Source organism: Hymenobacter pini (assembly GCF_020421205.1).
GTDB classification, from domain to species: Bacteria; Bacteroidota; Bacteroidia; order Cytophagales; family Hymenobacteraceae; genus Hymenobacter; species Hymenobacter pini.
The window spans coordinates 319,263-345,367 of record NZ_JAIZZH010000004.1 but is presented as its reverse complement, the minus strand read 5'-3'; the positions used below and the strand labels follow the sequence as shown (position 1 = coordinate 345,367).

Here is a 26,105-nt window from a genome sequence, read left to right as displayed (position 1 = left end):
AGCTACCGCCCTGCTGACCTTGTGTGTCGGCAGGGCGGTAATGTTTCTGAGTGAATATAGGTTGATGAGGATGTCACAAATCAGCCGTACTATGCCTTGACAGCCGAGCAAGATGGGGCTCTATTTGGTGCATCCTTCCACCTCTCACTCGTACTATGAAAAAGCACCCAGTTTTTCAGGGACTAGCACTGGCCGGTTCTTTGCTACTAAGCAGCTGCTCCTTAACGCCTGAAAATGTAGAGCCTCTGTCGGCCAAGCAATCCGCCAACAACGAAGCTCCCATCTGTCCGGATGGCAACTGCCCTCCTGGCGGTGGTGGCGGCACGGGCGGTGGCGGTGGTACCACCTGCGTAGCTCCTTCCAGCACCATCAAATCCCGAATCACGCGCGAAGCTAGGCTCTATGCCTATGGCCGCGGCTGGGAGCCACTGAACGTAATCATCGGTACCGAGGGCTGTAACGGCATCTACCCGTTTAGCCTGGAGTTCAGAACGCAAGACGGCGTAGAAAGCTGGGTTGGTGGCCGCTACGATGCAAACACCGGACAGATTGATATGGATTACATTAACCTGTAAGTAGTCAATCTACCAGCATAGAGTCCTATCCGGTGCTCGCCCAGGTATCAATGTATGTGGGTGGGCATCGGGTAGGACTTTATTTTTCTTTGGGTTGCAGTAGAGCCTCTGCTAATACCAAGTCCTCCGGCGTGGTAATCTTCAGGTTGCGGTAGTCCCCATCTACCAGATGAATGGGGTGCAGGTCTTCCACTACGCTGGCATCATCCGTGAAGGTGGTTAATTCCGGCAGTTGGTAAGCCCGGCGCAGCAGGCCTAGTTCAAAGCACTGAGGAGTTTGTACCAACCGCAGGCGGCTGCGGTTTAGCGCGTAGGAGCCCTGTTGGTTGAGGCCCCGCACTGAGTCCTTGGGCACTACGGCCGCTACGGCCGCTCCGTGGTTGTAAGCGGCCTGGTAGGTAGCCTCAATAACAGAAAGCGGCGTGAGTGGCCGCACCCCGTCATGCACGGCTACTACGCCCTGCTCAACACCTGCCAAGTGTTGCAGTCCGTTGCGCACAGAGGCCCAGCGCGTAGCTCCCCCCGCCACCACATGGTGCGGTACCGTAATGGCGTATTGCTGGCATAGCTGCTCCCACGTGGCAAACTGATCAGCGGGCAGCACCAGCACAATTTCCTGCACGGCAAGGCTGGGGTCGGCAAACCGCCGGAGTGTGTGCAGCAGCACCGGCTCCCCGGCCAATTCCAGAAACTGCTTGGGCCGGTCGGCACCCATGCGGGTGCCGCTGCCGCCCGCCACTAGAATAGCAAAGCGCGAGGCTGAGGGGGAAGAAGTAGATGCTGCCATGTGCGGAACGAGGAAAGTAGATATTACCGGCCGCAAGTGCACACTGCCAGCCGAGGTGAATTAAGCGTAAAAGTAAAAGCCCGACCTCAGTAACGAGGCCGGGCTTTTACTAAAGCAGCAAGCAGAAGCTTACAGAATCAGCATAGCGTCGCCGTAGCTGAAGAACTTGTACTTCTCCTTGATAGCCGTTTGGTAGGCCTCAATCAGCAGCTCGTGGCCCGCAAAGGCCGAGGCCATCATCATCAGCGTGCTTTCCGGAGTGTGGAAGTTCGTGAGCAAGCTATTGGCAATTTTGAAATCGTAGGGAGGGAAAATGAACTTGTCGGTCCAACCCTCGGTGGGCTTCAGGCGGGAGTTAGCCGATACCGACGACTCCATGGCTCGCATAGAGGTAGTCCCAATAGCGCACACCCGCTTTTTGGCATCGAGGGCCCGGTTCACCACCTTGGCCGAATCCTCGGGCACGATGAAGTTCTCCGAGTCCATCTTGTGCTTGGTCAGGTCTTCCACATCAACCGTGCGGAAGGTGCCCAGGCCTACATGCAGCGTTACCGGTACCACATCCACGCCTTTGATTTCCAGGCGTTTCATAATTTCCCGGGTGAAGTGCAAGCCCGCCGAGGGTGCCGCCACGGCACCGGTGTGCTTGGCGTAAATCGTCTGGTACCGCTCCTTATCGGCCGCCTCCGTTTCGCGGGTGATAAACTCCTTCGGAATGGGCGTCTCGCCCAAATCGTGCAGGGCTTTGTAGAACTCCTCGTCCGTGCCATCGAACAGGAACTTGATGGTGCGGCCGCGGGAAGTGGTGTTGTCAATCACTTCAGCCACCATATCCGACTCGCCGAAGTACAGCTTGTTGCCTACCCGGATTTTACGGGCCGGATCAACCAGCACGTCCCACAAGTGAATTTCCTTGTTCAGCTCGCGCAGCAGGAACACCTCAATCTGGGCGCCGGTTTTTTCCTTGTTGCCGTACAGGCGGGCCGGAAACACCTTCGTGTCGTTCACCACAAACACGTCGCCGTCGTTGAAATATTCCAGAATATCCTTGAACGTACGGTGCTCTATTTTGCCGCTGTCACGGTGCAGCACCATCAGACGCGACTCGTCACGGTTCTTGGCGGGGTGCTGTGCCAACAGGTTTTCAGGCAGGTCAAATTTGAACTCAGAAAGCTTCATGGGCCAGACAGGGCAATAGGTGGGGAACCTAATAGAAAAAATTGAGCCGCGAAATTACGCACATTCCTCCGAAGAATCCTTACTTTTCGCCTGAAATCTGCTAATTGCCCTTTCCACGCCCTTTGCAGATTCAGCGCCCTCTTATGAAAGCAATACGCCTGACCTTGGAAAGCTTCCGCTTCGCGTGGCAAGCTCTCAAGTCCAACCTCTTGCGCACTATTCTGTCGTTGCTGGGCGTTACGGTAGGCATTTTTGCCATTATTGCCGTTTTCACCGTCGTCGATTCGCTGGAAAAGAATATTCGCGACAGTATGAATTTTGTGGGCGATAAGGTGATTTACGTACAGAAATGGCCCTGGGCCTTTGGAGGCGAATACCCGTGGTGGAAGTACTTTAACCGCCCGGTACCCACCGTGCGCGAGTTTCGGGAGATGCAGCGCCTGCTTAGCCCAGCCAGCCACAACGGTATTGCCATTTTTGCGGCTTCCGGCGGCAATACGCTTAAAGTGGGCTCTAACTCGGTAAGCGACTGTGCCATTCAGGGGGTGAGCTACGAGTACCGTCGCGTTTCGGATGTGCCGGTGGTAGAGGGGCGGTATTTCACCCAGCAGGAAATGAATTCGGCCCGCAACGTGGCCATTGTAGGGTATACCATTGCGCACAATCTCTTTCCGAACGGCTCCGCCGTTGGGCAGGAATTTAAAGCTCGGGGGCAGCGCTTCACTATTATTGGAGTGATGCAGAAGGAAGGCAAAAAGCTGCTGGATACGCCCAGCAACGACACCAACTGCTACATTCCCTTTGCCGCCTTCACCAAAATCTTTCAGATGAGTACCAACGGCATGGGCGGGGCACAAGCCACCATTGCCATTAAAGGCCGCGACGACGACCCGGGCCTGCTGAACCTGGAGGCCGAGGTGCAGGGTACTATGCGCGTTATCCGGGGCCTGAAACCGCGCGAGGACGACTCCTTCGCCCTAAACCGGCCCGAGATGCTGGCCAATGCTATTACCCAGCTGTTCTCGGTGATCGGTATTGCCGGGTGGGTGATAGGAGGCTTTGCCATGCTGGTGGGCGGCTTCGGTATTGCCAACATCATGTTCGTGTCGGTGAAGGAGCGCACCAACATCATCGGCATTCAGAAGTCACTGGGGGCCAAGAACTACTTTGTGCTATTTCAGTTTCTGTTTGAAGCTGTGTTCCTATGCTTGTTGGGCGGCGGGGCCGGCATCCTGCTGGTGTTCCTGATTACGCTGCTGCCCCAGGATGCGCTGCCGCTGTTTTTATCGGTGGGTAACATTTCGCTGGGGCTCACCGTTTCGGTGGTCATTGGGGTGCTGGCCGGCATCATCCCGGCAGTGCTGGCCTCCAACCTTGACCCGGTTATTGCCATTCGGGCACAGTAGGCGGCTACTTGGGTAAGGCCGGGGAAATGGGAAATACCGACAAGTATTTCACAGTTCTGGCGGGCAGCACAATTTCTGCGTTCAGGATAGCCATTTCTTAGCGTGATGTTAACAAATTGTTAACTTGCCGACGCTACCTTGGGTCGCCCTCTTCTTCCGTGGGGGCGGCTTTCTTTTTGCCTTTTTTCATTGTTTACCCCGGTGCGGAAAAAATTCCCACAGTAACTGCTTGTGCCTTGGCGTAGGCAGCTTCTGCACCTAATTTTCCTAGTAGCTCCTATGGCGAAGCTCAAAAAAACCAGCCGCACGAAAGTGGCGGATGAAGTACTGAACGCTGGCAGCGGCCAGACGATTGTTCAGCCCAACGTCAACGACAATAAGGTTAAGACCATCAGTGATATCCGCGAGCAGACGCACGGCGAGCGGACGGTGCAGCTCGATGATGAGCAGCGCATCCGCAAGGCCTTCGTGGATAAGGACTGGAACGAAATCAAGATTGCCGACTCCTGGCAGATTTTCAAGGTGATGGCCGAGTTTGTGGAGGGCTTCGAAAAAATGACCAAGATTGGGCCCTGCGTGTCCATCTTCGGCTCGGCCCGCACCAAGCCCGACAACCCCTACTACCAGATGGCCGAGGAAATTGCCGCCAAACTGGTGCGCCACGGCTACGGCGTAATTACGGGTGGTGGTCCTGGCATCATGGAAGCCGGTAACAAAGGGGCCCACAAAGAGGGCGGTAAGTCGGTAGGCCTGAACATTGAGCTGCCCTTTGAGCAGTTCCACAACGCCTACATCGACCCCGACAAGGTGATTAACTTCGACTACTTCTTCGTGCGCAAGGTGATGTTCGTGAAGTACGCGCAGGGCTTCATTGGCATGCCCGGCGGCTTCGGCACCCTCGACGAGCTGTTCGAGGCTATTACCCTGATTCAGACCAAGAAAATCGGCCGTTTCCCCATCGTGCTGGTGGGTACGAAGTACTGGCAGGGCATGTTTGACTGGATTAAGCAGGTAATGCTGGAGGACGAGCACAACATCTCGCCCGAAGACATGAACCTGGTGCAGCTGGTGGACGACGCTGAGTCGGCCGTGAAAATCATCGACGACTTCTACAGCAAGTACCTGCTGTCGCCGAACTTCTAAGCTCGGGTACAGCTGGATTTATCAGCTGGCCCGAATTCGGTCGGGTATAACTGATGAACAAGCCGAATGCCCGTATGAGAAAGCCGCTTCCAACGAAGCGGCTTTTTTCTTGTTGTTTAGTGCCGCCATCTTACATCCGCCCCGTGTCCGCAGCCGTGAAATCTGACGTTTTCGATTCAACCCGTGAGTTTGATTACCTGATTGTGGGGGGCGGCGCGGCCGGGCTGAGCTTGGCCTACCACATCAGCCAAGAGCCTCGGCTCGCAGATAAACGGGTGTTACTACTGGAGCCCGAGGCTAAAAACCAGAATGACCGAACTTGGTCGTTCTGGGCTGATGGGCCCACTCTCTTCGACAGCATTGTGGCAAAGGAGTGGACGCAGATAGCCTTCCGCAGCCCCACGTTCGAGCGGATAATTCCGCTGACGCGCCACCGCTACAAGATGATTCGGGGCCTGGATTTTTACCGCTTCGTGCAACAGGCGCTGGCCGTAAATCCGCAGGTCACGTGGGTGAAATCCTCCGTGACGGACTTGCGAAATACCAGCACCGGAGCCGTAGCATATACCACGGCCGGCGAGTTTCGGGGGAAATATGCCTTTGATAGCCGTCCGCCGGAACTGGCCAGGCTAAAGCAGCCGGAGCGGTACCGGTACCTGTTACAGCATTTTGTGGGCTGGGAGGTAGAAACTGAGGAGGACACTTTCGACCCGGAAACGGCGGAGTTTATGGATTTCCGGGATGAGCAGTACCAAGAGGCGCGGTTCATTTACGTGCTACCTACCGGCCGGCGTCAGGCCCTGGTGGAGTACACGCTGTTCTCGGCGGAAAGGCTGCCGAAAGAGCAGTACGAGACAGCGCTACGCCGGTACTTGCAGAGCCTGTTGGGTAACCATGCCTACCGCATTACAGCTGAGGAAGTAGGCGCCATCCCGATGACGGACCACCCGCTGCCGGCCAATCAAGGAGCACACATTATCAACCTAGGCACCCGGGCCGGACGGGCCAAGGCCAGCACCGGCTACGCCTTCAAACGGATTCAGGAGCACTCGGCCCGGCTCACGGAAGCCCTAGCCGCTACCGACCACCCGCCCCGCAACCTCACCGGCGACCAGTGGCAGTTCCGGCTGTTTGATACACTGCTGCTGGATATCATGCAGCGCCAGGGGGAACGTACCCGGGAGATCTTCACCGAGCTATTCAAGCGCAACCCCATTGAGCGGATTTTTGATTTTCTGGATGAGCGCACCACGCCGTGGCAGAATTTCCAGATCATGAATTCCGTAACGCCTTGGCCTTTCCTGCGCTCTATATTGCATGTGCTGCGGGGCCGGCCGGGCAAGCGGTGAGCGGCTTGCTATTTCACCACCAGGCTTTCTTCACTTTCCAGAAAAGCCCGTTCCGCTTGCACTACCCCTGGAGAAAGGGGAAGCAGGGTGGGAGTAGGGCGGGAAAGATTGAGCAGATAGCCCGGTAGCTCCGCCAGGTTTTCCAGGTCATGGGTGATGCAGAGGATGGTTTTGCCCTGTTCCTGTACCCAGCTTTCCAGCAGGGCAAATACCCGGCGGCGGTAGTACACGTCGAGTTGCTGGGTGGGCTCGTCGAGCAGGTATAAATCGGCATCCTGCAGGCTGAGCTGAGCCAGCCATACCAGTTGCTGTTCCCCGCCCGAGAGCAGCGTAAAATCCTGCTTGGCCAAGTGGGCGGCCCCCACGCGGACCAAAGCGGCATCAGCCAAGTTGTAATCGTGCGCGGTGTAGGCACCCAGAAAGCGGTGGTGGCGGAAGCGGCCCATCACCACCAATTCCCGCACCGAAATAGAAAACTCCACGCTGGCCCGCTGGGGTAGGTGCGCCAGTAGCCCACTGGCGGCCGGCTGCCTGACGGTGCGCAGTTCCTGGCCCTGCACCAGCACGCTACCCTGGTACGGAATGCGCCCGGTAAGCGCCCGAAATAGGGTGGTTTTGCCGCAGCCGTTGTGCCCAATAATAGCCACCAAAGCCGGCTGGGTCACCGTAAAACGCAAATTGCGGAGCAGGACTCGTGGTCCATACCCCGCAATCAGGTTATCAATAGTTAGTGCTTGGTGCATAGTGCTTGGTGCTTAAGCAAAAAAGAGCATTATGATAGTGCTAGGCACTAATCACCAAGCACTAGGCACTAGTACTCGTCTTCGTTGAACATGAAGTCTTCTTTGGTCGGATAATCCGGCCACACTTCTTCGATGTTCTCGTAGGGTTGCCCGTCGTCTTCCAGAGCTTGCAGGTTTTCTACCACTTCCATGGGCGCACCCGAGCGGATAGAGTAATCAATGAGCTCATCCTTGGTGGCAGGCCAGGGAGCATCTTCCAGGTACGAGGCAAGTTCTAGAGTCCAGTACATAGTTGTGTGTGCTACTAAAAAAAGTGGTCAAAAGGTGAAATGCCGACAGCAAAAATCCGGCCGTTGGGTGGGGACTGACACCATTACCGGTTCGGCGTTGCGCAGGTTGCTGACGACAACGTAAAATACGGGTTAGGGTTGGCCTAGCCAACCTGCTGTTGCCGGAACATGGCAATCAGCTCATTTTTCGTGCGAATTTTTCGGTCGAAAGCGCGGATTTTTCCCTGCAGCATGGTGCGAAAGGCGTCGTTACCGGGCGAATCGTTGAGCTTGCCCAGGTTTTCGGTCAGCACGTCCTGCTCCTGCTGGTCGTACTTGATGAACTCCTGCAACGCCTGAATACGCTGAGTTGCCTGGTTTTGGGGCGAAACCGCCTCTGCCGGAACCGGGCGCTTGCGCATATAGTGCTCCAGGGCGCTCATCTCAAACACCTTGTCGCAGGCCAGGATAAACTGCTCCCACACCCGGTCCGATTCCTCGCCGCGCACGGGGCCCACCTTTTTCCAGGCGGCCTGCAACTCCTTGGCGCGGGCCACGGCTTCCTGCATGGGGCGCTGCAGCAGGGCCTGGGCCTCGGCTACCAACGCCCGCTTGCGGCTAAGGTTGTCCTCGCCGGAGTTGCCGCTGCTGGTGTAGTTCTGCTCCTGGCGCTTGCTCTCAATGTGTACCTTCAGGCGCTCAAAAAAGTGGTTGTGGGCCGCCCGGAAGCGCGTCCAGAGGTCGTTGGCCTGCTTGCGGGGCAAGGTGCCGTCAATCTCCTTCCACTGCTGCTGCAGCACTTTGAGCTTGCGGGTAGTTTCCTCAAACTCGTTGGAGTTCTGCAGGGCTTCCGATTTGTGGATGAGGTCCTTGTACTGGTCGTACACCCGGTTGGTCATGGCCTTTTTCTCGGCCAGAAATTCCTTTTTGCGGGCGAAGAAAGCATCCACGGCGGCCTGGAAGCGGGTTTCCAGCTCATCGGCCAAGTGCTTCTCTACTGGGCCGGTTTTAATCCAGCCCTGGCGCAAATCCTTGAGCTTGTCGCTGCCGGCTTGCCAGTCGATGGTGTCGTGCAGGGCTTCGGCTTCCTGAATCAGACCAATTTTGGTGGCTAGGTTTTTCTCCCGGTTGCGGTTGATGGTGACTTTGATGGACTCCTCGGCCTCGGTGAGGCGGTGGTAGAGGCTCTCAAAGTCGCCGAGGGCGTCGTAGCTGCCGACCTGCTCTTTCAGGTGCAGCGCCTTCATCAGGTACGAACCCTTGTTGTCGGATTCCTCAATCTTCTGCAGCAGTTCCTCCACCTTGCGGCGAAACAGCTGGAAGCGCTGGGCAAAGTACAGCAGCGAGGCGTCGGCGGATTCTTTGACTTGGCCAACCTGGCGGGCGGGGTGGGAAAGGAGCGGGCGAAGCCACACCTGGTCGCCCTCAACATAGCCATAACGGCGGGCTTCGGCCAGTAAGTGGTCTTGTGATTCCATAATCAGATAGCGGGGGAGCGAATAGGTGGAAAGGACGGAGTGTGGGCCGGAAAGATGTACAAGTTTACGGGTTGTTGGGTAATTCCGCTGTCTGGCCCGGACTTCGGAATGTTAGCGCCGGCTGCCTACCTTTGGCCTAAGGGCTGCAACCGGCCGCCGCAGGGAAGCTACGCGGTAGTTGCCGCCGTGGTTATACCCCGCAGCCGGGGCCGGAACAACCCCTACGCGCCGAGCGGGCCATTTGCCCGCGTGTGGCGCGTACGAATGTGCAAAATAGAAACCCCCGGCTAACCGGCAAGTCCGGCCCGGCAAACCCTCAACTGAACGATGTCTGACCAACCCACCATTATTTTCTCCATGGCGGGGGTAACCAAGGTGTACCCGCCCCAGAAACAGGTTCTTAAGAACATTTACCTCTCCTTCTTCTACGGCGCCAAAATTGGTGTGCTCGGCCTCAACGGCTCGGGTAAATCTTCGCTGCTGAAGATTATTGCCGGCGTAGACAAGCAGTTCCAGGGTGAGGTGGTATGGTCGCCGGGCTACTCGGTGGGCTACCTGGAGCAGGAGCCCCAGCTGGACGCCACCAAAACCGTGCGCCAGGTAATTGAGGAAGGCGTGGCCGAAACCGTGGCCCTGCTCAAGGAATTCGACGAAATCAACGAGGCTTTCGGGGCCGAGGACGCCGATTTCGACAAGCTGCTGGAGCGCCAGGGCACCGTGCAGGAGCGCCTCGACCAGCTCGACGCCTGGAACCTCGACAACAAGCTGGAGCGCGCCATGGACGCCCTGCGGACGCCCCCCGAAGATGCCATCATCGGGAACCTCTCGGGCGGGGAGAAGCGCCGCGTGGCCCTGTGCCGCCTGCTGCTGCAGGAGCCCGACGTGCTGCTGCTCGACGAACCGACCAACCACCTGGACGCGGAAAGTGTGCTGTGGCTGGAGCAGCACCTGCAGCAGTACAAAGGCACCGTTATTGCCGTAACCCACGACCGGTACTTCCTGGATAACGTGGCCGGCTGGATTCTGGAGCTGGACCGCGGCGAGGGTATTCCGTGGAAAGGCAACTACTCGTCGTGGCTGGAGCAGAAATCCAACCGCCTGGCCCAGGAAGAAAAAACCGAGAGCAAGCGCCAGAAAACCCTGCAGCGCGAGCTGGAGTGGGTGCGCATGGCTCCGAAAGCGCGCCAGGCCAAGAGCAAGGCCCGCCTCGCCGGCTACGACAAGATGGTGAACGAGGACGCCAAGGAGAAAGAGCAGAAGCTGGAACTGTTCATCCCCGACGGCCCGCGCCTGGGTGCCCAGGTAATTGAGGCGGAAGGGCTGCGCAAAGCCTTCGGCGACAAGCTGCTGTTCGACAACCTGAGCTTCTCGCTGCCCCAGGGCGGTATTGTGGGCATCATCGGTCCGAACGGCGCGGGTAAAACCACCCTGTTCCGCCTCATCACCGACCAGATGCAGCCCGATGCCGGCACCTTTGTGGTGGGACCCACCGTGCAAACGGCCTACGTAGACCAGCAGCACGACACGCTGGACCCCAACAAATCGGTGTTCGAAACTATTTCGGGCGGCACCGAAACCATGCTGCTGGCCGGCCGGCAGGTAAACTCGCGGGCTTTCGTGAGCAACTTCAACTTCCGCGGCGGCGACCAGGAGAAGAAAGTCGGCTCACTCTCGGGCGGGGAGCGGAACCGGGTGCACCTGGCTACCACGCTCAAGCAGGGTGCCAACCTGCTGCTGCTTGACGAACCGACCAACGACCTGGACGTGAATGCCATCCGGGCTCTGGAAGACGCGTTGGAGAACTTCGCCGGCTGCGCCGTTATCATCAGCCACGACCGGTGGTTCCTGGACCGCCTAGCCACCCACATCCTGGCCTTCGAGGGCGACTCGGAAGTGGTGTGGTTCGAGGGGAATTTCTCCGACTATGAGGAAGCCAAGAAGAAGCGCCTCGGCGACGTAGAGCCCAAGCGGGTGCGCTACCGCAGCCTGAACTAGGCAGTTTGTTACAATAAAAACGTCCTCTCCTGGCTTCGGCTGGGAGAGGACGTTTTGGTTTTGGGAGAGAAGAAAGCAAGTCAGAAAAACAGAACGTCATCTGTTTCTTAATGCGGCATGTGGCTGATTTTGGCTTCGTCGAGGTCCAGCTGGGCTTCCTGGTGGCGGAGCATTTCTTCCTCGAACACATCCTCGCGGCGCAGCACGAATAGCTCCTCCCGCTGCACCTGCAGCACGTCCAGCAATACCTGGTGGTAGCGTTGCAGGGCCTGACGCTTGGATTCGTCGTAGTCGAGGGCTTCCAGCAGGTTGCCGGTGCGCTGGGCTTCGGCCTGCATGCGGTGCTGCAGGGCGTTAATCATTTCATTGTTCTGGATGTCCTCGGGGTAGTGGCGGGCCAGGTGAGCCAGCGCCACGTGGCGCAGGCGCAGCCGGATGCCCGCTTCCTGGGCATCGGTGGGCATGCGCTCCTCGTGGTTGGCCACGCCCGTGAAGCGAATGATGGCCGGCAGCGTGAGGCCCTGAAACACCAGCGTAACCAGAATTACCACGAAGGTGATAAACAGGATGAGGTTCCGCTGCGGGAAGGCGTCGCCGTTAGTGAGCAGCAGCGGTACCGACAGGGCCGAGGCCAACGACACCACCCCCCGCATGCCGGCCCAGCCAATAATAACCGGTCCCTGCCAGCCGGGGCTGGCTTCCTGGGTACGGATGTTGCGGAACAGCCAGCGGGGTACAAAGGCCGCCGGAAACATCCACACCAGCCGAATCAGAATAACAATACCGCTGATGATGAGGCCGTAAGTAATGGCCTGCTGCAAGGAGTAATTGCCCAGGCCCTGCACCGCCACCGGCAGCTCCAGCCCAATCAGAATGAATACCAGTCCGTTGAGGGCAAACCCCACACTGCTCCACACACTGGTGGCTTGTATACGGGTATCGGCATCAAATATCCGGTGGGAATGGTAGGACAGCATCAGCCCCCCGCTTACCACCGCCAACACGCCCGAAAAGTGAAATTCCTCGGCCAGCAGGTACATCACGTAGGGGGCCAGGAAGGTGAGTACCGTGTTGATGCTGGGCGTGGTGGGCAGGTATTTATGAATCAGGTAAAAGCCGTAGCCCACCAGCAGCCCGATGGCCAGGCCCATGCCGCTGGCCAGCAAAAAGCTGGTAATGGCCTGATGCCACGAAAACGTGCCCGATACTACCGCCGCCAGCGCAAACCGGAACACAATCAGGCTGCTGGCATCGTTAATCAGGCTTTCACCCTCCAGAATGCTGGTTACCCGCCGGGGCACCTTAATACCTTTGAGCACGGACGTAGCCGCCACGGCATCGGGGGGCGAAATGATACCGCCCAGCAGAAACCCGAGGGCCAAAGTAAAGCCCGGAATCATGGCCTGGCTGACGTAGGCCACAATAGTAGCGGTGAAGAATACCAGCCCAAAGGCTAACAGGGCAATAGGCCGCTTCCAGCGCCAGAAATCCTGCCACGACGTATCCCAGGCGGCTTGGTACAGCAGTGGGGGTAGGAAAATCAGGAATATCAGGTTGGGGTCGATGACGACGGGCGGCAGGTGCGGCACGAAGCTGAGTGCCAGCCCCGCCAGCACCAGAAAAATGGGGTAGGAGATGCGCAGCTTTTGGCTCAGCATCACCAGCAGCAGCATGGCAAACAGCAGCCCCAGCACCAGCAGAATGGTTCCGTGTAAATCTGTGTCGTGCATTGGCAAAGGCGGTTGGCGTATTTCGCCGGAAAAGATAAGCAAGCTGCTCAGGAAGTAGGCTGCAGGGCTAGAGAGTGAGCTATAGTAGCGAATGAGCCGGCTTTAGCATCAGCCGCGTATTTTGCGCCCCGCATGACCTCCCCGCTGGCGCAGTACCTCACCCGTTTCCGTAAGCTCCGGACCAGCCGTTTGGCCGGGAAGGAAGCGCCGTACAAGCCGGCGCTGCTGCTGGCGGTGCTGGAAGGCATTGAGCAGGGCAGCATCCTGGATAATCACATCAGCATCACGCCGGAACTGCTAGCCGCTTTCCAGAGTAACTGCCGCGACCTGAGCGTATCGGGCCGGTTTCGGGCCAACAACTTCGCCCTGCCGTTTTATCACCTCACGGGTGAAGGGTTTTGGCACCTGCGCACCTACTCGGGGCAGCCGCTGCTGCTCACCTCGTCCGGCTCGCCGCGCAGCCTGACCCACCTGCGGGCGGCCGTGGCATTTGCTGCTTTTGATGAGCCGCTGTGGGTGCTGCTGCTGGATGCGGCCACGCGCCAGCTGTTTCGGGAGGCGCTGCTGGACCGGTATTTCCCGCAAACCCGCTTCCGCTACCGCCCCCACGCCGGCCCCGAAACACTGCAGACGCTGGGCCAGCAGATGCTGGAAGAGCCTGCCGCCGTGTACCAAACCCACCTCGACCTGACCGATGAGGTAGAAACGGCCGTGCGCAGCGCCGTATTCAAGCGCGAGGTGCTGCGAGCCTACAACTACACCTGCGCCATTTCGGGTTTGCAGCTCATCAGCACCGGCACCACGGCTGTAGCTCCGCTGCTGGACGCCTGCCACATCATTCCCTGGGCCCTCACCCACGATGATACCATTGGCAACGGCCTGGCCCTTACGCCCACCCTGCACCGCGCCTTCGACCGGCACCTTCTCCGGGTGGATGCCAACTACCGCGTGCGGGTGAGCGGCTCCATCCGGGAGCTGCGCGGTGCCGAACACGGCCTGCAGCAGTTCGACGGCCAGCGGCTGCGGCTACCGGAGCGCCCCGAATGGTGGCCCCGACTTGAGGCCTTGGTAGGACGATAAGTAATGGCTGAACCCAAAATCAACAGCCCCGCCCGCACTACTGCGGACGGGGCTGCTGGTTTTTACGGTAGCAGCACGCTACCCCAGTGCTACCCTACGCTTAGGCTGGGGTAGTGCTGCTGCCGGCTTGTTTGGCCGCTTTACGGGCTTTGGCGGCGGCACTGCGGCCGTAGCTGGCGTCGTCTACGCGCATGGCTTCGCGCAGGCGGGCGTACAGCAGCGGGTGCGTGTCCGAGAGCAGCTCGGTGGCAGGCCGCAGGTCGTCCTGGAGGAAGCGGTTCAGCTCCTGCACCAGTTGGGCGGTGGTGGCGGTAGTTACCTTGCCGGCCTCGGTGGTGGTTTTGGGCCGGTCGATGCTCTGGTCGTACGCGGCGGCCAGGTCGGAGAGCTGCTGCACAGCGGCGGCGGGCAGGTTGTAGCGGATCAGGTCGGCGGCGCGCTGGGTGGCGGCCCAGCTCACGGCCCCGGCCTGGGCCGCAAACTCCAGCGCCGCCAGGTTGCGGAAGTCGCTGCGGGTGCGGGGCAGGGTGCGGGCCGCTTCCAGGTTGCCCTCCCGGCGGTAGAGCAGGTACAGGGCATTGGCGGCCTTCACCAGCGCGGCCGTCAGTTCGTCGCGGTGCTGGCTTTTCTGCTCCGTGGCCCCTTCCGATTTGCGGCGCGGGGCCATGCCCGCCACCAGGGCCAGCTTCTGCCGGAACTCCTCCGCTACCTCGGCAAAGGCCTCTACCTCCTGCACCTGCTGCGGATACTCGTCTAATACTTCAGCTACCTTGCGGTGGCGCAATACCTGGGCGGACTGTTTGCGGTCCATAGGAAAAAAGGATAAGTGGGAAGAAATTGGATTACTCCAGGAAGATGCCCAACCGTAGTGGTATTTCCAAGGATTGCCACCTTCCCGCTCCCGCCACCGGGTTTTCCGGTTTCGTGGACGGGTTTTCCGGCCCCGACGGCCCGTTTCCCGCCGTGACGGCCAGGTTTCCCGCTTGCGTCGCCGTTTTTCCCGCGCCCGCCAGCCCGTTTTCCGCTTACGCCGCCCTGCTTCCCGCGCCCGCCAATAGGATTTCCGGAAGCGCTGCCCACCTTCCCGCCGTGGCGGCAACGCTTCCCGCTGACGCCGGGTGAGTTGCACCGTAACGTCAGGTACCTCTCTGCAGGACTGTAATATCGCTTACTTGATAAAGTCAAGCCCTAATACGATACCATACCACCTCTTCCGGTGGTAGTTCCACTGCGTGGCAGGCGAGCCAAGCCCATAGTCCCAGCCCATAGCCGCTCCCAGGCTGAACTGATTAATAGCTACCACCCCAACGATGCCGGTAGTCAGGCCCACAACAGTACGGTCCTTTTCCACCGCGTTTTGGGTATTCGCCGGGGTGAGTTCCACCAAGGAGGGGCCGACGAACAGGCCAGGCATGAACGTAAACTTATTGGTTCGGCTATTCAGAAAGTCTTTGGCAACGGGCTGGTCTTTGTCGCTCTTACTCACGGAGTAGTAACTACGATACACATTGTGGGTAAACTTCAGTCCATAACTCACGCCCACATTGAAGGAGCCGCTGGCCGAGTAGGCGCTTTTATTAGTGAGACCAGGGCGAACTTTGATGGGGATAGTGGTGGCCTGCACGGCCGGGCTGATTTCCAAGTATTTCAGGCTTTTGCCTCGCACGTACCGACCGGTGCTGGCTTCTCCTACCGGTCTGGAATCGAAGAAATAATCCGGCCGGGTAGTGGGGCTGGCAGCTTCAGTACCCACCGCTCTGGGCGTTGCGGTGGCAACCTGTGCCGTGAGGGGTTGGAGTGGGGTAATGTCGAGAGAGGTATCCTGCTGCTTTATTTTTCCTTCGACCCCCTGACGTAATGTGTACGTCACCAGCCGGGAGCCGGTCGACGCATCACCGGCGACGACGTATTCATTGCGGGTAAGCTGCTGGCCGGGGTAGATGTACGCGGTGCCCAGCTTGCGGGTATTAATGCAGGCGCTGGTAAAGCCTAGTAGGCCCCAAAGAGGCCATAGCGTAGCATAACGAAAGTGTCGCATCGCAGAGCAGGTTTATGCGTTGATAGGACGCGACTTTATCAGGCGGGCCTGCGGATCGTACCCGGCTCCGCCGCTGGCTAGTACCGTCACAATACCATTAAAGGCAGCGGCCGGTAATCCTTGAAGCGGTACTCGGCTACGTTGCTGGTCGCCTAATACTAGGTAGATGCTTCCCACCCCGTGTGCTGCTTCAAACACCAGCTCGTAGGAAAGTATGGGGTATACCATGAGAAAAAAGAGTTAAGTAGAAATGAGCATCAATACTACTTTGTAGCAGGCAGGGACATACGAAGAGAAAACAAGTACTTCCCAGGGCATATCCGATAGCACCCGCCTGGCCTTGGTAACCGGACCACTTGAGACTATCAGACAGGGGCCTGAACGGAGGCAGGGCCCTTCCCGAGCAGGGCGCTACGGCAGCGCCCCCAGCACCGTCCCGAACCGCTCGGCCACCTTGGCAAAGCCGGCTTTCGTGGGATGTAGCTCGTTGGCCCACCAATCCTCATAATCGGCACCGGTTGAAAGGGTTTGGCGTAAATCCACGTAATGCACGTGCGCGAACCGGGCCGCCACCGTTTGCAGCATGTCGTTGAAGCGGTCAATCAGCTCCTGGGCCAGTTGCTTGCGCTGCGCCAGGTTCGCGTAGCCTTTGGCCTGGAAACCGGGGGCCAGCCAGGGGCCGGGCAGCAGCCACCAGCCGCCTAGGTAGCCGCGGCCATCGGGCACCGGGTAGTCGTAGCCGTGTACCAGCACCGGTACCACGCGCCCGATGCGCTGCCGGCACACGTCGGTAACGGCCTGCAGAATGCGCAGATAGGCCAAGTACACCCGCTGGTGCAGAATGCCTTTCACCACGTCGTCGTTCAGGCCGGGGGCGGCCGAGTCGGCGTGGTCGAGCAGCATGTGAAACTCCGCGCCGGCCACGTCGTTGCCCCCACCCGAGAGCAGTATAGCCCGTGGCACCACCCCGCGGCGCAACAGCTTATCGAGGCGGCGGGTGAAGTCGGCCAGCTGCCCGTCGTCGTAGGCCATGCTTTCTACCCGGTCGCCCTTGTGCGCTACCGATTCCACGTCGTAGCCGTGAGCGTCTTCGAGCTGAGTAAGCACATCGGTCAGTGGGTAATCAAACCACGAGTCCCCTTCGGCAATGAGTACCCCGGCGCTGACCGGGCTACCCAGCTGCGCCAAGCGCTGGGGCGTCAGAACGGGGACCGTCATGGCCACCAGTCCGGCCACCTGTGCCCGTTGCTCCAGGGCTTGCTGACGGGTTTCGAGGGCGGCGGTACGTTGGATGAGTACGCGCCGGGCTTGTTGCTTGCCCTGGGCAAGCGCGGCGGCGGCGAGGCTGGTTTTCCGGGCCATACGTGCAGAAAATGGGGTGAATACTCAGGCGGTGGCCGACAGCGCCCACGAGGTGGCATCGTCGTAGCGGGCTTTGTCGGCCTGCACGGAGAGGTGCATGTGGTGGTCGTGGGGGTTGGTGCCACCGTAGGGCCGCCAAGTCCAGGCGGGGGCATCCCCAATCGGGCTGGCGTTGATAATGCGCCGGTTCCAAATCACATACTTGATGCGCGGGTCGCGGCTGTTCACCAGCAGCTGCGCTAGGCGGCCGGCGTCGCAGCCGTGGGCCGGGTCGTGGGTGATATCCAGGGCCGTCACCACGCCATACTGCCCGTCGATAATGTTCGGATTATGGTCGGAGGGCCGCTGGCTGTGCGCCGTATCACCGATGGTACCGTCGTACGCCTTGTTGCGGTTGGGGTAGCGCTGGTTAAGCTGGTTGCGTAGCGTCAGGAGGGCATTGGCCACGCGCCAGGGACGCGGGGCCAGAGTCACATCGGGCTCGGTGGGTAACGGTGGCTCGGCGGCGGCCCACTCGGCGGCGGCCTCACTGTCGTCGCCGGCGTTGGCGGCTGGTTGCGTTAGGTCGGCGGCTACGGCTGGGTTCGTCGCCAGTTGGGGCACCTCCCGCTCCAGCGCGTCCAGCAGCGCTTCCACGTTGAGAATCCCATAGCCATAATCGTAGTTGAAGTCATCAGTACCCCCGGCGGGGCGGGCGGAGTTCGGGTCGCTGGCGGGCGTAGCCGTCTGGCGCAGCAGCTCCCGCAGTCGGGCCGGCGACACCACGCTGGCCGGGTAGCGGCGCCGGATAGCGGCCACCACCCCGGCCGCCACGGGCGTAGCCGCCGAGGTGCCGCCATCGGCCGCGTACACCCCCGAGCCGGCGAAATGCGTGTAGCAGGTAATATCGGGTTTCTGCTTATCCAGCCGGCCCGGTCCTTTCGTGGAATAGCCCAGCCGCTGGCCCTGCACACTGGCCCCGGCCACGCAGGTTACGTAGGGCGAGGAGTTGGCTCCGTAGATGCCCACATTAGTTACGCCCTGGCAGCGGCCATCGGGACACTCGCTCCCGCAGTTGCCGGCCGCGAACAGAATATCGGCCCCGGCTTCCTCCAGGCTCTGCACAATGCGGTGAAACGGGTGCCGCGGGTTGTCGCTGTAGTTGCCCACCTCGCCCACCGGCCGGTCCCATGATGGGTGAAACATACCCCAGCTGTTGCTGACGACGAGCGTGCGGGGCAGAAAGTCGCCCTGAAAAGGCCCGGCCGCCCGCAGCATGTAGGTGAGCAAGGTGCTGTACGCGCGAATGGCGTCGCTGAGCAGGCCATCCATGGCCGAGCCGCCTAGGGTACGGGACGTGAGCACCGGTAAATCCAGCAGGGTGCAGTCGGGGGCGGCAATACACACGTCGTAGGCGCACATAGTGCCGTGGCCCACCGGCATGGCCCCTAACGGCTGGCCCGGAATGGGTCCCCAGCTCAGTGAAGCATCGAAGCCGGGGCGTTTGCCGTGGAGGGCCAGGTACTGAAGGTTGACGCCGGTATCCACAATGGCGACTTTCACGCCCGCGCCGGAATACCCCTCGGCCCCGAGCCGCGCCGCCAGCAGGCGCGCAGCCACGTCGTAGTCGGTGCCGATGGGACCGGGCGGGCACACGACCCCAATGGGCTCAATCTGCGCGTCAACGAACACGCCCACTACTTGGGGGTCGGCGCGGGCGGCCGCCAGAAACGCTTCCTCGGCCCCGCCCTCAATGGAGGCCCGGACGATGTAGGTCTGCTCGCCGGCAAAATCGGCCCCCACGCCCAGGTCGAAGTTGGCTTCGGTCCCGTAGGCCACCGGCAGCGGCACTGGTGAGTAAGCAGCATCAAGGGCTACGCCGGGCTGCTGACCAATGGAAACGGCAGGGGCGGCGGGCACCGGCCCGAATGCGGCCGCTGCCAGATTTGAAGCGGCGCGCAGCTGAATAATGACACGTTGGGGGTCTTTCATGGGGGGCTGGGGTCAGGCTTAGTAGTGCTGGCGAGTGGGTCGCTCCACTCACCGTCTATTTCGGGACTCAGGCGCTGGCGCGCCGGCAGGTTACCGACGCGGGCGGCAGTGCGCACGACGTACTCGTGGGTGCGCGGGCTGATGCATACCAGCCCGTAGCCGGTATCGAGGGGCAGGTCGCGCAGGCCAGGCAACTGCTGCACTTGCTCGAAGGAAAGAAGCTGGGGCAGACGCAGGGTGATGATGGGCATAAGCAGGTGTTATCAGGAACGGCCTGCTATATACGCTAGGCCCCCGGAAAAATCCAGGGCGACGATGCGGCACTAACGTGCGGAAGGCCGGGGGGCGAACAGGGCCGCCGCCTGGCCGGGGTCGAGCAGGCCAGCCGCGCGCATGGCGGTATCCTGGGCGGCGGCGCGCTGCTGCTCCGCCTGAGTAGCCCGTTGCTCCGCCTGAGTAGCCCGCTCGTCGGACTGCTGCTTGCCGGCCGCCCCCACCTGTACGCCCAGGAAGGCCCCCACCAGGGTGCCCACCACGCTGGTAAACAGGCCCGCGGCGGCCGTAATTTCGGCGGCGCTCCAAGTCGTACCATCTTTGCTGGCCCGATTGAGCCACAGAATCAGCACGGCCGGTATCAGCAGGCCAACCACGGCAATAATCAGGGCCGACTGCACGCGCGTATCCGACAGCGTCGGCGGCGTAGCGGGAGTAGGAGATGGTGAGGTGGGTTCCATGCGGAAGATAAGACAGGGTGAATGGGAGAGTGAGTCAGCTGCTACAAGATGGCGTGCCGTACGTGGTTGCGGGCTTGGCCAGCAAGTGATTAGCCGGGTTTGGGCAGGGCAAACTTCTGGGCGGTATCCTGGCCCACAGCGGTGCCGATTTCGTAGCCCCCATCGGCATCAAACTGGTAATGCACGCCCAGGTAGATGCGGCTCCGACCGTTCTCCAGGGCCGCCTGAGAAAAGGACTCGAAGTACCGGGGCAGCGGCACGCCGTTCACGTCGCGGGTTGCGTGGGGGTCTTCGGTGGTGGCGGTGAAGGCAATGTCATCCGTCCCGTAAAACGTTTCCATAGCCGCCGCGTGGGCCGCCCCAAACGTAGAGTGGCCCGAAATGAAGGCCGGAAAGTTGGGAGAGAACCGCAGGCCGCTACGCATAGCCGACAGTGGCTGCCAGTCCCGGTCTGACACGAGCCGGGCGTTGCCGTCGGTATTAGCCTGCCGGATGGCTGATTCCGGCCGCCACAACCGCAGTGGAGTATCCGGAGTTGGCCAGAAATATTTCACTTGCCAGGCCAAAATCCCGGCATTCAGCATGGCCACGCCTACCATGGCAAAGAGCCGGGCGGTTTCCAGCAAGGGGTTGGGCGGGCCAGCCAGCGCCACTGTTCCGTCACTTGCGGAAAGGGAGCCGAGCGTACCTTGCTGCTGGGCTACCGCCTGCGTAATGGTGTATAGCTGGCCGGGAGGCTTGGAAGTGCCGTTCAGATCGTTGGCCCAGAAGAACGCCACGGCCGTTTGGTCAAGGGTCCGGCGGGTGCTGCCCACGGCCCCCAGTCTGCGTACCTGCTGCACCTGCTCGGTGTATAAATCCGAGGCCAACAGGGCTTCGTAGGAGCGTAGATTTTCCGGAATAACGGCCTTTGAAGGCTGATATTGGGTAGGCTTCCGGGGTGGGAGGACCACCAGCGGTAGCTTGCCCCACTGCGGCGTAAGCGGAGCCCCCGAGCCGGTGGGCCGCCACTCGCCGGGTAGGTCAAACCGGAAGGGAGGCGTTACAGCAGCTGCCAGCCCGGCAGCCATCGGATACTTTGCCAGCAACGCCTGCGCTACCTTTTGGCCGGTGGTTTGCGAGCCTTTATCGACGTCATCGGTCAGTGGGCTGAGGGAAGATGGCAAGGTGGCAACTAGGGCCGCGGCCTCAGTAGCTACCTGAAAGCTGCTGAAAGGGCTGGCTACCCCGCCTTGGGCCCCCAGGCTGCTTTTGATATACTCCGGAAAAAGCGTTTCTAAAACCTGCCGGGCAGCGTGGGCAGCGGCCACCGTCGCATCGGCAGGGCCGGTGGGCGGGGCCACCGTTGTGAACCGGGGATAGGGCCCGTCACTCACTAGATTAATGGTTTCAAACATGGCCAAGTGCATCAGCCCACCGATGTAGGCCAGCGGGCCCGGAGCCCCACCCACCCGGCGCACCAGATCCAGGTACACGTTGTTCCACGAGATAATAAGACCGCCGGGAGGATTGGTAGCAGGCATGGGCGAAAAGGCAAAAGGGTGAGTGGAAACCGCAGGCCGCCAGCCGGGCTGAAGTACGTCAGCTAAGTTGCGGTTTCCGGGAGCGGCTTCTCACCGTACCACCACTGAATTTTATACGCCCACCCAGCCTTCGCGCATGGCCTGCACCACCAGCCCCACCAGCGTGCGGGCTCCGGCTTTCTGGAGCAGGGCCCGACGGTGGCTTTCCACGGTGCGCACGCTCAGGCATAGCTGCTCGGCTATTTCCTGGTTGCAGTAATCCTGCACCACTAGGCGCAGTACTTCCAGCTCCCGGCGGCTAAATGCCGTAGCCGGATTACTGGCCGCCCGCCGGCCGGCGGCTTCCGGGCAGATGGTGCCCGCCAGGTAAGGACGGAGCCCCGCTACCACCGCCGCGGGGGCCACGTGGCGGGGCAGCCAGGTCAGCCACGGCCCCGCCTGGGCTAGGTACCGCCGCAAGTCCGGAGTCGGGCGCGGGCCCGTGAATAGCAGCAGTGGCTGGTTGCTACGAATGGCCCGCAGCTGGCTCAGGTACAAATCGGGCAGGCCGTCCAGCAGCTCACTATCCAGAATGACTACGGCAAAAGGCCGCTGATACAACAGCTGCGGCACGCATCGGCTGTCGGTAAGCAGCAGAATGCCCAGGCCCGGCCACGTGGCGCGCAGAATGGCCTCTACTCCCTGCCGGTACAGAGTGGGCGGCGCTACCAGCAATACCTCATGTAACGGGACATACATAACCTCCTGGCGTAAGATGAATACGACATGCTACACTACCTGTAATGAGCAATAGGAGGGCGGACGAAGAGCCGGGGCAGAGGCCCGGCAGGGAGCTAACACGATAATATTTGAAATATACATAATAATTTATATAAATAATAGTAAATAATCGAGTTATTGAGAAAGTGATTTTGCTAGATAATTTATTATTTCAGCAAGTAAATGAGCCAATTCACAACGGCACATCTGTCGTTACCGCTTGCCCGGCCCGTGCAGGCACACGCGCAGCTTCCGCAACCATGATGACCAGTTTGGTACGCTGGGGGCAGCAAAACCTGCGTCAACAGCTCACTTCTCCAGCCGAGGGGGTGGCCCAGCGGCTACCACCCGATAAACTGGCCGTTAAGCAGAGCTTGAACTACTGCCGCTGCAGCGGTGTCACTCCCTAACGTGGCTCTCGAAGACCGTACGGAAAAGCACGTAAGCGTGCCTGATAGCAGGAACAAGAGAGCTGGAATGCCCGCTGCTAAGTAGGTGTACCCAAGATAGAAAGCGGCCGTACTAGGTGCACGGCCGCCGCTGGCCGGGCCGGCTTCCTGCTTGGTCATTTACTCCATTTGCCGGTGTCTGAAACCTCTGCCGCCTCTGAAGCTCCTTCGTCTAAAGTCGCCATCATCACCGCGCTGGCCGCTAACCTGGCTATTGCCGTTATCAAATTTGTAGCGGCGGCCTTCACGGGTAGCTCCGCTATGGTGGCCGAGGGTATTCACTCCCTGGTAGACACTATCAACGAGTGGCTGCTGTTGCTGGGGCTGCGCCGCAGCCAGCGCCCGGCCAACGAGGACCGGCCGTTTGGCTACGGTAAGGAGCTGTATTTTTGGTCGTTTATAGTGTCCATCTGCATCTTCGGCATTGGGGGCGGCATTTCCATCTACGAAGGCATTGAGCACCTGCGGCACCCGGCTCCGTTGCGCGACCCTACCTGGAACTACGTGGTGCTGGGCTGCGCGCTGGTGTTCGACGGGGCTTCGTTCTGGGTGGCCCGGCGCACCTTCAATGCCCAGCGCGGGCGGCAGTCGTTCTGGCGGGCGTTCCGGGGTAGCAAAGACCCCTCCACTTTCGTGGTGCTGTTTGAGGATGCGGCCGATGTGCTGGGGCTGGTAGTGGCGTTTCTAGGCGTATTTCTCAGCCATCAACTCCATAACCCATACCTCGATGGTGCTACCTCCGTGCTGATTGGCCTGATTCTGGTGGTGGTAGCCGGGCTGCTGCTGCGCGAAAACCGCAGCCTGCTCCTGGGCGAGCCGGCTGAGGCCCCGCTTCGGCAAGCTATTACCGACCTGCTCCGGGCCGATGAGGCCGTGCAATCTGTGGCGCCGCTGCTGTCGTCGTATCTGAGCCCGCACGAGCTGCTGGTGCTGGTGCGGGTGGAGTTTGCCGGGCACCTTTCGGGGCCGGAGCAGGCGGCGGCCATTGCCCGGCTCCGGGCGACTGTGCAGGCGGCCCACCCCGAGATTCACCACCTGTATATTGAGCCGGTAGCGGATGCGGCCGTCAAGCCCGTCCCGTAGCGGCTTTTCAGCCGGCGGCGTATCTATTTCGCTACGGATGAGGTACTACCCCAGATATATGAAGAACCTGCTATTGACGCTCTTGTGCGGCGCTACTCCCGGCCTCCAGGCCCAGCCGGGGCAACCGGCCACTCCCCGGCAGCTGTTTCCGGGGCTGTTTGAAGCCGTGCAGCTCGGCCGCGTGTTCCCCGACAATAAGACGTTCGTGGATGCAGAGCCGCGCGAGCAGCCCGCCGTTATTCTGGCGGCCTACGAGCAAATGCGCCGGCAGCCCGGCTTCAACCTGCAGCAGTTTGTAGAAACCTATTTCCGACTACCCGCCGCCAGTGGGCCCGAGTACCGTACCCACGTGCCGGCCGGCCTACTGCATCACCTGGATACGCTCTGGATGGTACTGCGCCGGCCGGGGCAGGACTCGGTGGGGCACTATGCCTCGCTACTGCCCTTGCCCCACGCCTACGTAGTGCCGGGCGGCCGTTTCCGGGAGGTGTACTACTGGGATTCTTACTTCACCATGCTGGGCCTGCGGGCCAGCCACCAGCCGGAGCTGCTCCGGGACATGGTGGATAACTTTGCGTACCTGATCAGCCGCTACGGCTTCATCCCCAACGGCAACCGCACCTACTACCTCACCCGCTCCCAGCCCCCGTTTTTTGGTCGGATGGTGGAGTTGCTGGCGGAGATGCAGGGCGGAGATGCTGTGCGGCAGCGCTATTACCCGGCTTTGCTGCGCGAGTACCAGTTCTGGATGGCTGCGGCCGACTCCATTACACCCGGCCAAGCCGAGGGAGGCGTAGTGCGCCTGCCCGATGGCACCCTGCTGAACCGCTATTGGGACCAGAGTGCCGAGCCCAGGGAAGAGTCGTACCAAGAAGATGTGGCCGCTGCAGGCCGGGGTAGCCGCCCCGCTGCCGAGTTTTACCGGGACATTCGGGCCGCCGCCGCCTCGGGGTGGGATTTTAGCAGCCGGTGGCTGGAAGCCGGGCAGGGCTTGGAATCTATCCGTACCACCCAGTTGGTGCCGGTAGACTTGAACTGCTTGCTCTACGAAAATGAAGTGCAGCTGGCCCGTCTGGCGCGTCTTCGCAAAGGAACAGCCTTGGCCAAACAGCTGGAGCAGCGCGCCACTGCCCGCCGCAAGGCATTGTTGCGCTACTGCTGGGACGCCCAGCACAAATGGTTTGTGGACTATGATTGGGTTCGCCAGCAGCCGGCGGCCGTGCGCACGCTGGCGGGCGTGTACCCTCTAACGGTGGGCATTGCCACCAAAACGCAGGCGCGTCACGTTGCTGAGGGGCTGGAAAAGGATTTTCTGAAACCCGGCGGGCTCGTAACTACTCTGGCCTCTACCGGTGAGCAGTGGGACGCTCCTAATGCCTGGGCTCCGCTCCAGTGGATGGCCGTGGAAGGACTCCGTCACTACGGGCAGCACGAGGAGGCGCGCATTGTAGCCACCCGCTGGATTGCGCTCAACGAGCAGGTATTCCAGCAAACGGGCAAACTGATGGAGAAATACAACGTGATGAACCCCGCCGCCCCGGGTGGAGGCGGCGAGTATCCGTTGCAGGATGGCTTTGGCTGGACAAACGGCGTGCTGCTGGATTTCCTGGCGTACGTACGCGCGGGCAGTACCCCCTGAGCCTACCGAAACAGCTCGTTGCGGCGTATTGCCTTCGCGTACGCCGACTCGCGCTGGCGTGGGGCGAAAAGCTTAGCCAGGCCTTTGGTTTTGGTCACTTTGGCAGTTTTGGGAGCGGGCCCAGGGCCAGCTTGGGCCTGCGGGGCTCCAACGCCAGCTGTACCAGCCAGCAACAACAGCACAACGAACGTTTTCATCGGTAGCGGGTATAGAAGATGGATAGGGCTACCGACGGCGCAACCGGCGGTAGGCGGGCACGTGGCGCTTTTTGCGCTTGAACCACGAAGGCAATTCCGACGTGGTAGCGGGACGCTCAGCAACAAGGGTAACGCTGGCTGCAGGAGCCACAGCAGGTAGTGAGGCAGCGGGTGACGACAAGACAGGCGCGGTCAGTAGGCCGAGTAGGAATGCGTACATAGATCTAAAGAGTGATTTGGTTGTCTTTGTGCAAGTATAAGTCAAATAAATTATTGTGAAAATTATAAATCAAAATCTTGCACAAAAAAGCCCCGCCCCGAGAGGGGAGAGGCCTGCTTTGTTTGGCGAGTTACTGCTAGTTGTCGTCGGAAGCTGCTTCGGCAATTTTAGCCGTGGCGAATACTGCTACACTGGCCAGCACCGCAATGCCAATGATGAGCTGGGTGGTAGTGAAGCGCTGCGAAGCTTTGCGCAACAGGGCGCTGCCGTTCTTCAGCAGATCATCCAACTGGTCCTGCTCCCCTTTAAACACGTGGTAGGCGCTTTGTAAGGTGTTGATAATGTCTTCAGGAACAATCTTTTCGACTTCTTTAGGGAGTTGGCTGCTCATGGCAA

Annotated in this window: 26 protein-coding genes; 8 read left to right on the top strand and 18 right to left on the bottom strand. The window is 60.3% G+C overall.

Annotation, left to right across the window (positions count from 1 at the left end; translation table 11 throughout):
• Nucleotides 1-155 precede the first annotated feature (155 nt).
• Nucleotides 156-575 (top strand): hypothetical protein, encoded by a 420-nt coding sequence (locus LF252_RS17340; protein ID WP_226270848.1) that lies wholly within the window; start codon nt 156-158, stop codon nt 573-575.
• Nucleotides 576-654: 79 nt separating this feature from the next.
• Here LF252_RS17340 and LF252_RS17335 read toward each other — a convergent pair whose 3' ends face one another.
• Together LF252_RS17335 and queA are read right to left on the bottom strand one after the other, a co-directional pair.
• On the bottom strand, nt 655-1,362 hold the full coding sequence (locus LF252_RS17335) for a 2-C-methyl-D-erythritol 4-phosphate cytidylyltransferase (RefSeq protein WP_226270847.1): 708 nt from the start codon (nt 1,360-1,362) through the stop codon (nt 655-657).
• Nucleotides 1,363-1,491: 129 nt separating this feature from the next.
• Complete coding sequence (gene queA / locus LF252_RS17330; RefSeq protein ID WP_226270846.1) at nt 1,492-2,541, bottom strand: tRNA preQ1(34) S-adenosylmethionine ribosyltransferase-isomerase QueA; 1,050 nt, start codon at nt 2,539-2,541, stop codon at nt 1,492-1,494.
• A gap of 143 nt (nt 2,542-2,684) precedes the next feature.
• On the opposite strand from queA, the gene LF252_RS17325 reads away from it, so the two are divergent.
• The 3 genes from LF252_RS17325 (at nt 2,685) to LF252_RS17315 (ending at nt 6,439) form a co-directional block, all read left to right on the top strand.
• Nucleotides 2,685-3,947: an ABC transporter permease gene (locus LF252_RS17325; protein WP_226270845.1), complete on the top strand. Its 1,263-nt coding sequence runs from the start codon at nt 2,685-2,687 to the stop codon at nt 3,945-3,947.
• A 279-nt stretch (nt 3,948-4,226) separates the two neighbouring features.
• Nucleotides 4,227-5,090: an LOG family protein gene (locus tag LF252_RS17320; RefSeq protein WP_226270844.1), complete on the top strand. Its 864-nt coding sequence runs from the start codon at nt 4,227-4,229 to the stop codon at nt 5,088-5,090.
• A gap of 155 nt (nt 5,091-5,245) precedes the next feature.
• Nucleotides 5,246-6,439: a lycopene cyclase family protein gene (locus tag LF252_RS17315; protein WP_226270843.1), complete on the top strand. Its 1,194-nt coding sequence runs from the start codon at nt 5,246-5,248 to the stop codon at nt 6,437-6,439.
• Between the two features lie 8 nt (nt 6,440-6,447).
• On the opposite strand, the gene LF252_RS17310 is transcribed toward LF252_RS17315, so the two are convergent.
• The 3 genes from LF252_RS17310 to LF252_RS17300 form a co-directional block, all read right to left on the bottom strand.
• Nucleotides 6,448-7,182, bottom strand: coding sequence for an ABC transporter ATP-binding protein (locus tag LF252_RS17310; RefSeq protein WP_226270842.1), 735 nt, complete (start codon nt 7,180-7,182; stop codon nt 6,448-6,450).
• Between the two features lie 68 nt (nt 7,183-7,250).
• Nucleotides 7,251-7,472 carry a DUF2795 domain-containing protein gene (locus LF252_RS17305; RefSeq protein WP_019948259.1) on the bottom strand — a complete coding sequence of 74 codons (222 nt, stop codon included), beginning with the start codon at nt 7,470-7,472 and terminating at the stop codon, nt 7,251-7,253.
• A 143-nt stretch (nt 7,473-7,615) separates the two neighbouring features.
• Nucleotides 7,616-8,929 carry a DUF349 domain-containing protein gene (locus LF252_RS17300; RefSeq protein WP_226270841.1) on the bottom strand — a complete coding sequence of 438 codons (1,314 nt, stop codon included), beginning with the start codon at nt 8,927-8,929 and terminating at the stop codon, nt 7,616-7,618.
• A 327-nt stretch (nt 8,930-9,256) separates the two neighbouring features.
• Here LF252_RS17300 and ettA point away from each other — a divergent pair, with 327 nt between their 5' ends.
• Nucleotides 9,257-10,924 (top strand): energy-dependent translational throttle protein EttA, encoded by a 1,668-nt coding sequence (ettA, locus tag LF252_RS17295; protein WP_226270840.1) that lies wholly within the window; start codon nt 9,257-9,259, stop codon nt 10,922-10,924.
• 107 nt (nt 10,925-11,031) lie between these two features.
• Here the strand turns inward: ettA and LF252_RS17290 are convergent, their stop codons facing one another.
• On the bottom strand, nt 11,032-12,654 hold the full coding sequence (locus LF252_RS17290) for a Na+/H+ antiporter (RefSeq protein WP_226270839.1): 1,623 nt from the start codon (nt 12,652-12,654) through the stop codon (nt 11,032-11,034).
• Nucleotides 12,655-12,786: 132 nt separating this feature from the next.
• Here LF252_RS17290 and LF252_RS17285 point away from each other — a divergent pair, with 132 nt between their 5' ends.
• Nucleotides 12,787-13,734: an HNH endonuclease gene (locus tag LF252_RS17285; RefSeq protein ID WP_226270838.1), complete on the top strand. Its 948-nt coding sequence runs from the start codon at nt 12,787-12,789 to the stop codon at nt 13,732-13,734.
• A 100-nt stretch (nt 13,735-13,834) separates the two neighbouring features.
• Here LF252_RS17285 and LF252_RS17280 read toward each other — a convergent pair whose 3' ends face one another.
• From LF252_RS17280 to LF252_RS17240, 9 genes are all read right to left on the bottom strand, one after another.
• Nucleotides 13,835-14,545 carry a hypothetical protein gene (locus LF252_RS17280; protein ID WP_226270837.1) on the bottom strand — a complete coding sequence of 237 codons (711 nt, stop codon included), beginning with the start codon at nt 14,543-14,545 and terminating at the stop codon, nt 13,835-13,837.
• A 357-nt stretch (nt 14,546-14,902) separates the two neighbouring features.
• A complete protein-coding gene (locus tag LF252_RS17275; protein ID WP_226270836.1) occupies nt 14,903-15,772 on the bottom strand; it encodes a hypothetical protein in 870 nt (289 codons plus the stop codon).
• A 12-nt stretch (nt 15,773-15,784) separates the two neighbouring features.
• Nucleotides 15,785-16,000: a hypothetical protein gene (locus LF252_RS17270; protein ID WP_226270835.1), complete on the bottom strand. Its 216-nt coding sequence runs from the start codon at nt 15,998-16,000 to the stop codon at nt 15,785-15,787.
• Between the two features lie 183 nt (nt 16,001-16,183).
• Nucleotides 16,184-17,134 carry an SGNH/GDSL hydrolase family protein gene (locus tag LF252_RS17265; RefSeq protein ID WP_226270834.1) on the bottom strand — a complete coding sequence of 317 codons (951 nt, stop codon included), beginning with the start codon at nt 17,132-17,134 and terminating at the stop codon, nt 16,184-16,186.
• Between the two features lie 24 nt (nt 17,135-17,158).
• Nucleotides 17,159-19,105 (bottom strand): S8 family peptidase, encoded by a 1,947-nt coding sequence (locus tag LF252_RS17260; RefSeq protein ID WP_226270833.1) that lies wholly within the window; start codon nt 19,103-19,105, stop codon nt 17,159-17,161.
• On the bottom strand, nt 19,102-19,356 hold the full coding sequence (locus LF252_RS17255; RefSeq protein ID WP_226270832.1) for a hypothetical protein: 255 nt from the start codon (nt 19,354-19,356) through the stop codon (nt 19,102-19,104). The genes LF252_RS17260 and LF252_RS17255 overlap by 4 nt, the downstream gene beginning before the upstream one ends.
• Nucleotides 19,357-19,428: 72 nt before the next feature.
• The gene (locus LF252_RS17250) at nt 19,429-19,839 is read right to left on the bottom strand and encodes a hypothetical protein (RefSeq protein ID WP_226270831.1); all 411 of its coding nucleotides are present in this window, start codon (nt 19,837-19,839) and stop codon (nt 19,429-19,431) included.
• Nucleotides 19,840-19,928: 89 nt separating this feature from the next.
• Nucleotides 19,929-21,362 carry a vanadium-dependent haloperoxidase gene (locus LF252_RS17245; protein WP_226270830.1) on the bottom strand — a complete coding sequence of 478 codons (1,434 nt, stop codon included), beginning with the start codon at nt 21,360-21,362 and terminating at the stop codon, nt 19,929-19,931.
• A 111-nt stretch (nt 21,363-21,473) separates the two neighbouring features.
• Complete coding sequence (locus tag LF252_RS17240; RefSeq protein ID WP_226270829.1) at nt 21,474-22,100, bottom strand: helix-turn-helix transcriptional regulator; 627 nt, start codon at nt 22,098-22,100, stop codon at nt 21,474-21,476.
• 605 nt (nt 22,101-22,705) lie between these two features.
• Here LF252_RS17240 and LF252_RS17235 point away from each other — a divergent pair.
• Entirely contained in the window at nt 22,706-23,653 is a 948-nt protein-coding gene (locus LF252_RS17235) for a cation diffusion facilitator family transporter (protein WP_226270828.1), read from the top strand.
• A 58-nt stretch (nt 23,654-23,711) separates the two neighbouring features.
• Entirely contained in the window at nt 23,712-25,292 is a 1,581-nt protein-coding gene (gene treF / locus LF252_RS17230; protein ID WP_226270827.1) for an alpha,alpha-trehalase TreF, read from the top strand.
• Between the two features lie 2 nt (nt 25,293-25,294).
• On the opposite strand, the gene LF252_RS17225 is transcribed toward treF, so the two are convergent.
• The 3 genes from LF252_RS17225 to LF252_RS17215 all read right to left on the bottom strand — a co-directional run bounded on the left by LF252_RS17225 (nt 25,295) and on the right by LF252_RS17215 (nt 26,100).
• Nucleotides 25,295-25,489 carry a hypothetical protein gene (locus LF252_RS17225; RefSeq protein WP_226270826.1) on the bottom strand — a complete coding sequence of 65 codons (195 nt, stop codon included), beginning with the start codon at nt 25,487-25,489 and terminating at the stop codon, nt 25,295-25,297.
• Between the two features lie 28 nt (nt 25,490-25,517).
• A complete protein-coding gene (locus tag LF252_RS17220; RefSeq protein WP_226270825.1) occupies nt 25,518-25,709 on the bottom strand; it encodes a hypothetical protein in 192 nt (63 codons plus the stop codon).
• A 136-nt stretch (nt 25,710-25,845) separates the two neighbouring features.
• Nucleotides 25,846-26,100 (bottom strand): hypothetical protein, encoded by a 255-nt coding sequence (locus tag LF252_RS17215; protein WP_226270824.1) that lies wholly within the window; start codon nt 26,098-26,100, stop codon nt 25,846-25,848.
• Nucleotides 26,101-26,105: the final 5 nt, after the last annotated feature.

Bases quoted from the DNA above. Each gene is read 5' to 3' on its own strand.
- LF252_RS17340 (WP_226270848.1), top strand. From the start codon at position 156: ATGAAAAAGCACCCAGTTTTTCAGGGACTAGCACTGGCCGGTTCTTTG.
- LF252_RS17335 (WP_226270847.1), bottom strand. From the start codon at position 1,362: ATGGCAGCATCTACTTCTTCCCCCTCAGCCTCGCGCTTTGCTATTCTA.
- queA (WP_226270846.1), bottom strand. From the start codon at position 2,541: ATGAAGCTTTCTGAGTTCAAATTTGACCTGCCTGAAAACCTGTTGGCA.
- LF252_RS17325 (WP_226270845.1), top strand. From the start codon at position 2,685: ATGAAAGCAATACGCCTGACCTTGGAAAGCTTCCGCTTCGCGTGGCAA.
- LF252_RS17320 (WP_226270844.1), top strand. From the start codon at position 4,227: ATGGCGAAGCTCAAAAAAACCAGCCGCACGAAAGTGGCGGATGAAGTA.
- LF252_RS17310 (WP_226270842.1), bottom strand. From the start codon at position 7,182: ATGCACCAAGCACTAACTATTGATAACCTGATTGCGGGGTATGGACCA.
- LF252_RS17305 (WP_019948259.1), bottom strand. From the start codon at position 7,472: ATGTACTGGACTCTAGAACTTGCCTCGTACCTGGAAGATGCTCCCTGG.
- LF252_RS17300 (WP_226270841.1), bottom strand. From the start codon at position 8,929: ATGGAATCACAAGACCACTTACTGGCCGAAGCCCGCCGTTATGGCTAT.
- ettA (WP_226270840.1), top strand. From the start codon at position 9,257: ATGTCTGACCAACCCACCATTATTTTCTCCATGGCGGGGGTAACCAAG.
- LF252_RS17290 (WP_226270839.1), bottom strand. From the start codon at position 12,654: ATGCACGACACAGATTTACACGGAACCATTCTGCTGGTGCTGGGGCTG.
- LF252_RS17285 (WP_226270838.1), top strand. From the start codon at position 12,787: ATGACCTCCCCGCTGGCGCAGTACCTCACCCGTTTCCGTAAGCTCCGG.
- LF252_RS17280 (WP_226270837.1), bottom strand. From the start codon at position 14,545: ATGGACCGCAAACAGTCCGCCCAGGTATTGCGCCACCGCAAGGTAGCT.
- LF252_RS17275 (WP_226270836.1), bottom strand. From the start codon at position 15,772: ATGCGACACTTTCGTTATGCTACGCTATGGCCTCTTTGGGGCCTACTA.
- LF252_RS17270 (WP_226270835.1), bottom strand. From the start codon at position 16,000: ATGGTATACCCCATACTTTCCTACGAGCTGGTGTTTGAAGCAGCACAC.
- LF252_RS17265 (WP_226270834.1), bottom strand. From the start codon at position 17,134: ATGGCCCGGAAAACCAGCCTCGCCGCCGCCGCGCTTGCCCAGGGCAAG.
- LF252_RS17260 (WP_226270833.1), bottom strand. From the start codon at position 19,105: ATGAAAGACCCCCAACGTGTCATTATTCAGCTGCGCGCCGCTTCAAAT.
- LF252_RS17255 (WP_226270832.1), bottom strand. From the start codon at position 19,356: ATGCCCATCATCACCCTGCGTCTGCCCCAGCTTCTTTCCTTCGAGCAA.
- LF252_RS17250 (WP_226270831.1), bottom strand. From the start codon at position 19,839: ATGGAACCCACCTCACCATCTCCTACTCCCGCTACGCCGCCGACGCTG.
- LF252_RS17245 (WP_226270830.1), bottom strand. From the start codon at position 21,362: ATGCCTGCTACCAATCCTCCCGGCGGTCTTATTATCTCGTGGAACAAC.
- LF252_RS17240 (WP_226270829.1), bottom strand. From the start codon at position 22,100: ATGTATGTCCCGTTACATGAGGTATTGCTGGTAGCGCCGCCCACTCTG.
- treF (WP_226270827.1), top strand. From the start codon at position 23,712: ATGAAGAACCTGCTATTGACGCTCTTGTGCGGCGCTACTCCCGGCCTC.
- LF252_RS17225 (WP_226270826.1), bottom strand. From the start codon at position 25,489: ATGAAAACGTTCGTTGTGCTGTTGTTGCTGGCTGGTACAGCTGGCGTT.
- LF252_RS17220 (WP_226270825.1), bottom strand. From the start codon at position 25,709: ATGTACGCATTCCTACTCGGCCTACTGACCGCGCCTGTCTTGTCGTCA.
- LF252_RS17215 (WP_226270824.1), bottom strand. From the start codon at position 26,100: ATGAGCAGCCAACTCCCTAAAGAAGTCGAAAAGATTGTTCCTGAAGAC.